Origin of the sequence: Flammeovirga pectinis, from assembly GCF_003970675.1 — a bacterium.
Taxonomy (GTDB): domain Bacteria; phylum Bacteroidota; class Bacteroidia; order Cytophagales; family Flammeovirgaceae; genus Flammeovirga; species Flammeovirga pectinis.
In genome coordinates, this window is the sequence record NZ_CP034563.1 from 670392 (window position 1) to 682500 (window position 12109).

Annotated in this window: 6 protein-coding genes (1 of these 6 running past the window's edge); 4 read left to right on the forward strand and 2 right to left on the reverse strand. The window is 31.6% G+C overall.

Going from position 1 to position 12109, the window contains the following annotated elements:
• Nucleotides 1-2: 2 nt before the first annotated feature.
• The gene (locus tag EI427_RS22850; RefSeq protein WP_126619405.1) at nt 3-6137 is read left to right on the forward strand and encodes a carbohydrate-binding module family 20 domain-containing protein; all 6135 of its coding nucleotides are present in this window, start codon (nt 3-5) and stop codon (nt 6135-6137) included.
• Between the two features lie 110 nt (nt 6138-6247).
• On the opposite strand, the gene EI427_RS25990 is transcribed toward EI427_RS22850, so the two are convergent.
• Nucleotides 6248-6388 carry a hypothetical protein gene (locus EI427_RS25990; RefSeq protein WP_155523312.1) on the reverse strand — a complete coding sequence of 47 codons (141 nt, stop codon included), beginning with the start codon at nt 6386-6388 and terminating at the stop codon, nt 6248-6250.
• 765 nt (nt 6389-7153) lie between these two features.
• Between EI427_RS25990 and EI427_RS22855 the strand changes: the two genes are divergently transcribed.
• The gene (locus EI427_RS22855) at nt 7154-9259 is read left to right on the forward strand and encodes a hypothetical protein (protein ID WP_126619407.1); all 2106 of its coding nucleotides are present in this window, start codon (nt 7154-7156) and stop codon (nt 9257-9259) included.
• Nucleotides 9260-9342: 83 nt separating this feature from the next.
• Here the strand turns inward: EI427_RS22855 and EI427_RS22860 are convergent, their stop codons facing one another.
• Entirely contained in the window at nt 9343-9777 is a 435-nt protein-coding gene (locus EI427_RS22860; RefSeq protein ID WP_126619409.1) for a plasmid mobilization protein, read from the reverse strand.
• A gap of 187 nt (nt 9778-9964) precedes the next feature.
• Here EI427_RS22860 and sbcB point away from each other — a divergent pair, with 187 nt between their 5' ends.
• Both sbcB and EI427_RS22870 read left to right on the forward strand, forming a co-directional pair.
• Entirely contained in the window at nt 9965-11434 is a 1470-nt protein-coding gene (gene sbcB / locus EI427_RS22865) for an exodeoxyribonuclease I (RefSeq protein ID WP_126619411.1), read from the forward strand.
• A gap of 6 nt (nt 11435-11440) precedes the next feature.
• On the forward strand, nt 11441-12109 hold the start of the coding sequence (locus EI427_RS22870; RefSeq protein WP_126619413.1) for a hypothetical protein. Its footprint extends 1119 nt past the window's final position; only the first 669 of its 1788 coding nucleotides appear in the window; the start codon lies at nt 11441-11443; its stop codon lies beyond the right edge, outside the window.

The window sequence follows — 12109 nt, forward strand, 5'->3', positions numbered from 1 at the left end:
ATATGAAAAACATTTTTCTACTTTTTATATGTCTAATTTCCATAAACACATTTGCTACTAATGTTACATTCTCCGTAGATGTGTCTAATGAAGAGACTACGGATAAGAATATTTATGTAACAGGTGGTTTTGCAGGTTGGTCTTTAGATAATCAAATGACTGACGAAAATGCAGATGGAATTTACGAAATCACATTGGACATTTCTGAGACTACAGAATTTAAATACATTATAGGAGATTGGGAAACTCAAGAGGATATGTCTTCTAAAGGGTGTTCTCCAAATTCTAATAGAGTTTTGAACCTAGAAGGAGAAAGCGATTTAGTATTAACTACTGAAACATTTAATGAATGTAGTGAACAAACATTCTCACTAGTCACTTTTAGTGTTGATATGAGTGCTGAAACTGTTGGAGATGATGGTGTGTTTATGACAGGTTTAAACGGCTCTTGGAATCATAATGATATTCAATTATCAGACGAAGATAATGATGGTGTTTATGAAATAGCTATTTATTTAGAAAATGGATCATCTCATACTTATAATTTCATAAATGGAAACTGGGAAGATGGTAGAGAAAATTGCTCAGAAGGAAAAAATAGACAACTGAAAGTATATAATGATGATATAGTATTGTCTACTGTGACTTTTGGATCTTGTAACGATAATGTAGAGGTAGTCTTTACGGTGGATATGTCTAATGAAACTGTTGGTGAAGATGGCGTATTTATGACTGGTTTAAATGATTCTTGGAATCATAACGAAATCAAGTTATATGATTTAAATGGTGATAATATATGGGAAACAACTGTTCTTCTTCCTAAAAACTCATCGCATACGTACAATTTCATTAATGGTAATTGGGAAGACCCACGTGCGGATTGTCCAGAAGGAAAAAATAGATCAATTGATATTCTTGAAGAAAAAATTACACAGCCAACTGTAGAATATGGTGCTTGTGATCAAGATGTTATAACAGTAAGTACTACTTTCCAAGTAAATATGAATGGAGAGGATTTAGTAGACGGAAAAGTATTTATTATAGAACTAAATGGTAAGTGGGAACAAGCTGATTGGGTAGAAATGCTCGATGAAGATAATGATGGAGTTTTTACAGCAATAGTTGATTTAATTGAAGGAGATCAAAATTACCGTTTCAATAATGGTTCTGATTGGAATGATGAAAACTTATCAGGAACAACTTGTGGAAACGAAGAAAACAATAATAGAACAGTAACGATTGCTTCTGATGGTTCAGAAAATCCTACTCAAGTTTTAGATGTTGTAGCATTTAATTCGTGTACATCATCAGCCCCAACTTATGAAGTTACATTTAGTGTTGATCTATCAAATGAGACCGCCTCATCACCAGCTATAATAGTAGCATTAACAGGTGAGGATTTGGAATCAGAAACAGCTTTAACACAAAATGCTGATGATGAAAATATTTGGGAAGCGACTTTATCATTATCTCAAGGTTCAACTTATGATTACTTGTTTGTCAACAATGGGGAACAAGAATTAGAACGTTCAGATTGTAACGATGGTTATCATAGAGCATTGACAGTAAATGGGTCAGAGGAATTATCAACAGTTACTTATGGCACATGTACAGTACCAAGAGTATTGGTAGATGTTACTTTTCAAGTCGATATGAATGATGAGGTTTTAGTAGATGATAAAGTATTTATAGTAGAACTAAACGGTCAATGGGAGCAGGAAAACTGGGTAGAAATGTCAGATTCAGACGAAGATGGTATTTATACAGCAGTTGTAGCTGTTTTAGAAGGAAGTCAGTCTTTCCGTTATAATAACGGTACCGATTGGAACGATGAAGATTTAACTGGAAAGGAATGTGCTAGTGGAGATACCAGAAATAGGGTTTTAACCGTAATTTCAGATGGGAGTGAAGATCCACAACAAGTATTAGATTTAGTAGCATTTAATTCATGTACTTCTACACCTTTACCAAGTGTTTACAAAGATGTAACATTTAAAGTAGATGCAAGTTCATTATTAGATATATCAAATGGTTTATTTATAGCAGCAACTTGGAATGCATGGTCACCTGAAAATTTCACACCTTTATTAGATTCAGATGAGGATGGTATTTGGGAAGGAACAGTTTCTTTACGAGCAGATCGAACTTATGAATTTAAATATACAGTAGGTCAAGATTGGGATCTTGTTGAAGACATGACAGCCACTGATTGTAATAAAGGCGATACGAATAATAGATATATCACTTTAGATGCAACAGAAGAAGCTTTATCATTAGAAGTAGTTGCATTTAATTCATGTACATCATCAGCCCCAACTTATGAAGTTACATTTAGTGTTGATCTATCAAATGAGACCGCCTCATCACCAGCTATAATAGTAGCATTAACAGGTGAGGATTTGGAATCAGAAACATCCTTAACACAAAATGCTGATGATGAAAATATTTGGGAAGCGACTTTATCCTTAACGCAAGGAGAAGAGTATGAATATTTATTTGTCAACAATGGGGAACAAGAATTAGAACGTTCAGATTGTAACGATGGTTATCATAGAGCATTGACAGTAAATGGGTCAGAGGAATTATCAACAGTTACTTATGGCACATGTACAGTACCAAGAGTATTAGTAGATGTTACTTTCCAAGTCGATATGAATGATGAGGTTTTAGTAGATGATAAAGTATTTATAGTAGAACTAAACGGTCAATGGGAGCAAGAAAACTGGGTAGAAATGTCAGATTCAGACGAAGATGGTATTTATACAGCAGTTGTAGCTGTTTTAGAAGGAAGTCAGTCTTTCCGTTATAATAACGGTACTGATTGGAACGATGAAGATTTAACTGGAAAGGAATGTGCTAGTGGAGATACCAGAAATAGGGTTTTAACTGTAATTTCAGATGGGAGTGAAGATCCACAACAAGTATTAGATTTAGTAGCATTTAATTCATGTACTTCTACACCTTTACCAAGTGTTTACAAAGATGTAACATTTAAAGTAGATGCAAGTTCATTATTAGATATATCAAATGGTTTATTTATAGCAGCAACTTGGAATGCATGGACACCTGACAATTTCACACCTTTATTAGATTCAGATGAGGATGGTATTTGGGAAGGAACAGTTTCTTTACGAGCAGATCGAACTTATGAATTTAAATATACAGTAGGTCAAGATTGGGATCTTGTTGAAGACATGACAGACACTGATTGTAATAAAGCCGATACGAATAATAGATATATCACTTTAGATGCAACAGAAGAAGCTTTATCATTAGAAGTAGTTGCATTTAATTCGTGTACATCATCAGCCCCAACTTATGAAGTTACATTTAGTGTTGATCTATCAAATGAGACCGCTTCATCACCAGCTATAATAGTAGCATTAACAGGTGAGGATTTGGAATCAGAAACAGCCTTAACACAAAACGTAGATGATACAAATGTTTGGGAAGTAACTTTATCCTTAACGCAAGGAGAAGAGTATGAATATTTATTTGTCAACAATGAGGAACAAGAATTAGAAAGGGAGTCATGTTCAGATGGTTACTTACGTAGCATAACAGTAGAAGAATCTACAATTTTATCGACCGTTATTTATGGGGAATGTACAACACCACCTGTAATAGTAGATGTTACCTTCCAAGTAAATATGAATGGAGAGGATTTAGTAGACGGGAAAGTATTTATTATAGAACTAAATGGTAAGTGGGAACAAGCTGATTGGGTAGAAATGCTCGATGAAGATAATGATGGAGTTTTTACAGCAATAGTTGATTTAATTGAAGGAGATCAAAATTACCGTTTCAATAATGGTTCTGATTGGAATGATGAAAACTTATCAGGAACAACTTGCGGAAACGAAGAGAACAATAATAGAACAGTAACGATTACTTCTGATGGTTCAGAAAATCCTACTCAAGTTTTAGATGTTGTAGCATTTAATTCGTGTACAGCGGAAATACCGACTTATGAAGTTACATTTAGTGTAAATTTAGAAGGAATTACTCCTGCAACACCAGGAATTGTAGGTGATGTTGTTGGAGAAGGTGATTGGGGAGATCAAATAGCATTGACTCAAAATGTAGACAATGAAAATATTTGGGAAACAGTAATTTCTTTAACTCGAGGACAAGAATACGAGTATCTATTTACAAATGGCGACTGGGAAGATGGCCGAGCAAATTGCTTAGAAGGCAAAAACCGTTCAATTACCGTAAGTGGAGTAGAAGAATTAGCAACAGTAGATTACGGAAAATGTGATGTTGAACCATCTTTAGTTGATGTTACTTTTCAGGTAAACATGAATGGAGAAGATGTAGTAGATGGAAAAGTATTTATTGTTGAGTTGAATGGTAAGTGGGAACAAGCGGACTGGGTAGAAATGTTAGATGAAGATAATGATGGTATTTTTACAGCAACAGTATCTCTATTAGAAGGGAATCAAATCTTTAGATATAATAATGGTTCTAATTGGAACGATGAAGATTTATCAGAAAAGGAGTGTGGGCAAGAAGGAAGTAAAAATAGAAGTCTGACAATTATTTCAGATGGTTCAGAAAACCCTACTCAAGTTTTAGATGTTGTAGCATTTAATTCATGTGATAATATTGTAGAGGATAAAATCTATAAAGATGTTACTTTTAAAGTAGACGCAGCTTCTTTTGATGATACTTCTGCTGGATTATATATTGCAGCATCATGGAATAATTGGATGCCAGAAGATTTCTCACCAATGACAGATGAAGATAATGACGGTATTTGGGAAGCTACAATTAATCTGCGTGCTGGAAAAGACTATGAATTTAAATACACGTTAGGTAATGATTGGAATGATACTGAAGATATGCAAAATTCAGGTTGTGAAAAAGCATCAACCAATAACAGATACATTACCTTAGATAATACTTCAGAGAGTTTAGCTCTTGATGTTGTAGCTTTCAACTCATGTTCAAGCGATCAACAAATATGGAATAGCATTTTGTTTTCAGTAGATGTTCCATCTGTTGAAATAGAAGGGACTCCTCAAGTTATAGGAAATTGGGATAAAGATAGAAACCCTACAGAATTATTAAATATAGGTAATAATGTTTATTCAAAACTTATTTATTTAAGAGCTGATAGAACATATACTTATCAATTTGCTATTGATGATGCTGTAGAAGATTTTGAAGGAGATTGTCTTGATGAAAATAATTTTAGAACAATATTGGTTCAAGATGATGAAGAATTGTCAATTGCTATTTATAACTCATGTGAAGAAAGTGAAAATAAGCCATCTGAAGAAACAGTAATGGTTACTTTCAAAGTGAATTTAACAAAAGAAAGACCCTCAGATGAGAAAGTGTATTTAGCAGGATCGTGGCCATCTATTGATTGGAACCCTGAACTTTTTCAGGAAATGTCTGATGAAAATAATGACGGTATCTGGGAAGTAACCATAGAATTATTGGCAGGGGTTAGTTATGAATACCAATTTACAATAGGTAAGAATTGGGAGAATACAGAAGACCTATCGGGAACTGGTTGTGAAATAGAAGGGACAAAGAATAGAGGTATTACTGTTGGATCAGAAGATTTAATTTTAGATGTCGTTTGCTTTAATGAGTGTTCAACATGTGAGATAAATGTGATTTCAATCGCTGTGTCAGGAAATAATATTACTGAAAAAGGAGGGACATCTTTAATGACGGCAATAATAGTACCTCTGAACGCATCAATAAAAGATATTGAATGGTCTATTAGCAATACAGATATTGCTACAATTGATCAAAATGGACTAGTTACAGCGAAGGGTGACGGAACAGTAGTTGTCACTGCTACTTCACTAGAGCGTGGTTCTAATGTAATTGGAACTAAAGAAATTACAGTTTCTGGTCAGGTGATTACAGCAATCGACGGAAATATGTCTGTAATTAGTATATATCCAAACCCTACTTCAGGAAGTGTTACAATATCATCAGAAGATAAAATAGAGACAATTTTACTTTATGATGTTAAAGGTAAACTTTATAGAGAGGTATCTTTTGAAGGTACATTCAAAACAAAAATTGATTTATCAAACCTTAATAAAGGTGTTTATTTTATTAAACTTATGACAAGTGCAGGTGCTTCAACATCAAGATTGATTGTAAACTAACAACTACAAATAGACAATTATAGCTCAGTGAAATTATAAAATTAATTTTTTATCTTCACTTCATCATTTTAAATCCTACAACTTATTGTTGTAGGATTTTTTTCTATGAATTAATTTTTTTCTAATTCCCAAATAATCATTTGTTCTTTTAACCATCTAGATGCCTTGAACCATTTCTTTTTCTTCACATCGTTTTTAATGATTTTTTTGAAAGCTTCATCACGTAAATCTTGTATTGGTGTAGTGTTCATAATATAGAATTGATTTTTTTAGCTGATTATATGTATAATGAAAAATTTAATTGATAAGTTTTATCTATTTCTTATTGTTACTTATTTTAATAATCGAAAATAGTATTATTTAAAGATCAATTTAAATAGCGAAAATATTTATGTTTTTATTGAGGTACAATAAAAATTAAAATAACGGCACCTTATTTAATATATGATTATGAGAGGAATCTCTCAAATAAAAAACCTTTAATTGTACAACAATTAAAGCAAATAACGTTTTCAGAATTGTAAAATAGAATACCTATGTATAGTATAAATACAGCTCTTTAGAAGAAGAACTAATTCTTTATAGTATTCTTTAATTACAAAAACACAATGTATTATAACAATGTACACTACTGGTTAGATTTATTAATTAAGTAGAAATTTGATGGTATTTTTAAATTGATTTTTTAATTGTTTTAATCTTGAATACGATATTAATAGATTCTTTTTTTTGTTGCTGAATTAGTTTACAATCATTAAAAGAGTGATTGTACTATTTATGAATATTTAAATAATTAGTTTTTATATTTTAGTGAAATTATGATATGTATTTGAATTGAACTTAGAAAAACACAATCCCTAAAACACTTAATTGTTGAATAGTAAAACAAAAATCATTAATTTTACGCAGTGTTGGGTCTTTACTCAAAAATGAATTTTACCTTAAATTATACCTTTTGATAGGTTTAGTTCTCTATACCAAATAATTAAATTACTATCTATAACTAATATTACTAGATGAAAAACTGTTACTTCACGCTACTTTTGCTGTTTACAGCCTTAGTAAGTAATGCTCAAGCGGATCAAATTTTTGACTTATATGATTTCACTAAAAGAGCTGATGCAAAACAAATAACTATTTCTGGAGATGCAACAAGTGAAATAAAATCTTCTGGTTACCAAATTACTACAGCCAAGGATGGTAGTAGTGTAATGAAAGTTACTGGAGATTGGGATCTGCACGAATGGTTATACATAGCAATTATCTTAGAAAATAAAACAGAAGAGATTGTTCGCTTTGAACCAATAATTAAAGGAGAGTTGACGTCTGATTTCAAAGCTCCACTACCTTTAAAAAATATAGGATGGTTAAACCCTGGAGAAACGAGAGTTTTTGATTGTATTTTACAACCAGATGTTTCAACAAGAACAACCACATACGCAGATATGAATGCAAACTTTCCTGAGATGCAAGGAATGCCTGCAGGTGTGTCGTTTACAAACTCATTTGATCTAGCTCATACTAAATCAATCGAGATTTATTTCCCAGTTGCTGATTTTGAAAGAGTGGTAACGGTAAAAGCAATCGAATTATATAAGCATGCTTTTCCTGAAAACTTCGAAAAGAACCACATGACTTTCTTTCCATTTATAGATGAATATGGTCAGTATAAATACGATACTTGGAACGGGAAGATTAAAAACGACAAACAATTAGAAGAAGATATTAAAACTGAAGATGAAGACCTTGCTAAACACAAAGGTTCTGAGGAATGGACAAAATATGGAGGATATAAATTAGGGCCTAAATTAAAAGTAACGGGTCATTTTTATACAACTAAAGTACAAGATAAATGGTGGTTAGTAGACCCTGAAGGTTTCTTATTTTGGTCTAATGGTGTTAATGGAGCAGCAGATTTATCTGTGAATTCTCAAACATCTGATAAAGATCTTTACTTCGAATACTTACCTATGCACACAGATTCTACTTTTGGAGAATTTTGGGATGGCTCTAATTATAACTTTGGTCATGCCAATATTAAAAGAAAATATGGTGAGTATAATCCTCAAAAATATGCAAATCGTTCAATGGATAGAATGAAAAGCTGGGGTTTAAATACAATGGGTGCTTGGTCTTATGATGAAGCATATAATTTACTTGAAGATAAAAAAACACCATATACTGTTGCCGTTATTTCTGAAGCACCTGAATTGGTAGCTGGTTTTCCTGATATATATAATCACCATTGGGAAAAGAATTTACATAAAGAAATCAAGCATAGAAGTCATAAAATAAAGAAAGATCCTTTCTTTATCGGTTGGTTTGTAGACGATGAACTAAAATGGCATACTCCAGAAAAACTAGTGACGTTAATTCTACAAAATGATAGTCATTCACACGGTAAAAAGCATTATTTGCAACACTTACAAAAAGCGGGTGAAGATGTTATTTCTTTTAATAAGGTAACTGGTAAATCTTTTAACTCTTGGAAAGAAGTAATGTCCTCTCGAGAGGAGTTAAATCTTTCAGGATATAGTGAGCTAAATAATAAATTTTATGCTATTACAGCTCATAAATATTTCAAGACAGTAAAAAAGTATATTACAGAGTTAGCACCAGAATCATTATACCTTGGTTGCCGTTGGAATGTGCAATCAGAACATAGACATAATTTGAATGTAAGTATTGGAGCAAAATATATCGACATTTTATCTTTTAATCAATTTGATGATGAGATTTATCCAAATACATTTCCAACACTTGCAGGTATTGATAAACCTTATATCATTTCTGAATTTAATTTTGGATCATTAGACTCTGGTAAATTCTCTCCAGGTTTATCTGCTTCTTCTGATCAAAGAAATAGAGGAGAAAAATATAAAAACTACGTTGAAAGTGCCATGCGAGATAATAATTGCGTTGGAGCTCACTGGTTTATGTGGGGTAATGCAGCAACAACTGGTACCTCTAAATTAGGAGAAAACGCAAATTGCGGAATTCTTACAGAGACAGATCAGCCGTATTACAAACTGATAGATTATATGAGAGATGTTAATTATTCAATGTATCAATATAGATATTCGAATAAGGAGCAAAATAAAACGAAGCAGGAATTAAAATAACCTTGCTCTGTAAATAAAAAGGCTTCTCAATTTAATTGAGAAGCCTTTTTTAATGATATTTTTTTACGATTGATAATATCAACTTATTTTTTCATATCATTTTCTATCAAATTTCTGATATAATCAGATACTTTGATGCCATTTTGTTTCGCCTGACTCTCTAAAGCAGAATATTCTTCTTTAGACATACGGAAAGTAACAATTTTATTTGAACCCCCAGTTTTTCTAGGTTTCCTTCCTCTATGTTGAATTGCTATACGATATTCTTCTAAAAAATCATGAGTTGATAAAGCATAAGGTTTAACACCATCAACGTAAATCATAGATGAGTCTTCGTCGCCCTTCCAAGCTGCTTTTCTATTGGAAGTATAACTTTGATAAAAAGCTTTTCTAGTTTCAAAACTTTTTGTCTCATTTACAGGTAGCTTTTTCATGAAATCTTTTAAAGAGATTTTTATATCAGCTGCCATTTTTTTTACTTCCTCAAAAGGCTTTTTATAGTATATGTATTTTGCCATAAAGAGATATATTCGTAATACGTTATATTCAATTTAGCTAAATAATTAATAATTATCCAATTTTATTACCGATTTCAATTCAAGAAATACAAAAATGTTTTATAAAACCATAACTCATCTTTAAATAGTTTATATTTTGTATTCATTTTATTAGTTTCGTGTATAACTAAATCTATAGAATACCGACATGAATTCATCATCTTTCTTTTTTTACGACTACGAGACTTTTGGTACAGACCCACGGAAAGACAAAATTGTCCAATTTGCAGGTATTAGAACAGATATGGATTTAAATCAAATAGGAGAGGAAATTACATTGTATTGTAAACCTTCAAAAGATTTTTTACCAAATCCAGACGCATGTCTTATAACTGGAATAACACCTCAAATTGCAGATTCACAACCTGATTCTTTAAGAGAATTTGAATTCATGGCAATAATTAAAAATCAATTAGGAGAAAGAGGAACATGTCACGTAGGCTATAATAATATAAAATTCGATGATGAATTTTCTAGATATGGATTTTATAAGAATTTTATAGATCCTTATTCTCACGAATGGGCAGATAACAACTCAAGGGCAGATGTTTTAGATATTATTAGAATGACGTATGCATTAAGACCTGAGGGTATTAATTGGCCTACAGATGAGGATGGAAAAGTGAGTATGAAATTAGAAAAACTATCAGTAGCTAATGGAGTGACTCATGAAAATGCTCATGATGCACTTGCAGATGTAAGAGCAACAATTGAAGTTTTTCGATTAATAAAGAATAATCAACCAAAATTATTTCAATATGCACTTAGTTTAAGTAATAAGCATAATGTAAAAAAAATATTAACTGATCATTTAAATAAGCAAGAACCTATCTTAGCAATATCCGCTTATGTACCAATTGTTAATGGACACCTTGCTTTTATGGTGCCAATTGTTTTTGACGATAATAATAAAAATGCTGTTATAGCGTATGATGTAAGAATTGACCCAAGTTGTTTGGCTATTCTATCAGCAGAAGAGTTGAAAGAGCTTTTATATAAACCTAAAGGTGAAATGGAAGAGAATGAGATTAGGCCAGGTTTGTCTCAATTATACATCAATAAGGCAAGTATGTATGTTACGCCTAAAACATTAACAGATCAACGTGCAAAAGAATTGAGTATTGATAAAGAACTGATTGCAGAAAATACAATTAAATTAAAGGAAATTTTAAAGGATAAATCAATCTTAACTAAGTTAAAAGAAGTTTACGAACCAAATTTTGAAAGGAGCACAGATGTTGATGCAATGCTTTATGATGGTTTTATGCCTAGACAAGATGAATCATTAAGAAATAGATTGTCTACTTTTAAAGTAGAACAGTTAGAGCTTATGAATCTCAATATTTTTAACTTCTTAGATCAAAGGTTAAGAGAACTATTACTGAGGTATAAAGGCAGGAATTTTTATAATGAATTAAATAATGATGACCTTGTAGAATTTAAATCTTTCTGCAGAGCAAAAGTATTTGACGGTATAGGAGGGGGAGTTAAATTTGATGATTACATAAAAGATTTAGACAATAGACTAGCAATAAATGATCTTAAAGAAGATGATAAAAGAGTATTGTCATCGTTGAAAATCTATGCAAATTCGTTAGCAAAGGAATTAAGAAAATAAGTTAAGATGGTGTTATACAAAAAATTATTGTTGTTTATGGTCATGTTTTTGATCTCATTAGCAACTTCAGCTCAGGTTTTTAAATTTGAAAAACCATCTAAGGATCAAAATATTACATTAACAACTTTACCAAATGGGAATACTCATAAAAATTGGAAAAGGGTAATAACGAATCAAAAAACAAAACCTAAGTCTTCAGACCTTATTACAGATGCATTATTTGTTAATTTTAATAATATTTCAGATAATAATAAGGAGTTTACATTAAAATGTGTTGGAGGTTTTGAGAAGCAATCGATCGAACTTTTTTTTGTAGGAGATACGGATTTTTTTTCGATTGATATTGGAGAGGTTCAAAATTTTTGGAATTCATCCGAAGTGACAAGCTTCGAGAAAGATGCATTAGAAGATGTTACTATAAGAATTAGACCTAAAGCAATAGCCAAAGGTAAGCATACAGCATTCATCGCTTTTGTAATGGATGGTAAATTATCTCGAGTTGCTTTACAATCAAATATTGTAGAAGATACTCATTTACTACACGAAGATATTGATATCAATTTAGGACTTGTAGAAGCGGATTCAATAGGTTTTACAGACTATTACTTTTATAATCTCGAAGAACTATCACTAGATCTTGTTTATGAAGGAGAAAAAGAGAGTTTTAATTTCATG

Excerpts from the sequence above, each read along its gene's own strand:
- EI427_RS22850 (WP_126619405.1), top strand. The coding sequence starts at position 3 with ATGAAAAACATTTTTCTACTTTTTATATGTCTAATTTCCATAAACACA.
- EI427_RS25990 (WP_155523312.1), bottom strand. The coding sequence starts at position 6,388 with ATGAACACTACACCAATACAAGATTTACGTGATGAAGCTTTCAAAAAA.
- EI427_RS22855 (WP_126619407.1), top strand. The coding sequence starts at position 7,154 with ATGAAAAACTGTTACTTCACGCTACTTTTGCTGTTTACAGCCTTAGTA.
- EI427_RS22860 (WP_126619409.1), bottom strand. The coding sequence starts at position 9,777 with ATGGCAAAATACATATACTATAAAAAGCCTTTTGAGGAAGTAAAAAAA.
- sbcB (WP_126619411.1), top strand. The coding sequence starts at position 9,965 with ATGAATTCATCATCTTTCTTTTTTTACGACTACGAGACTTTTGGTACA.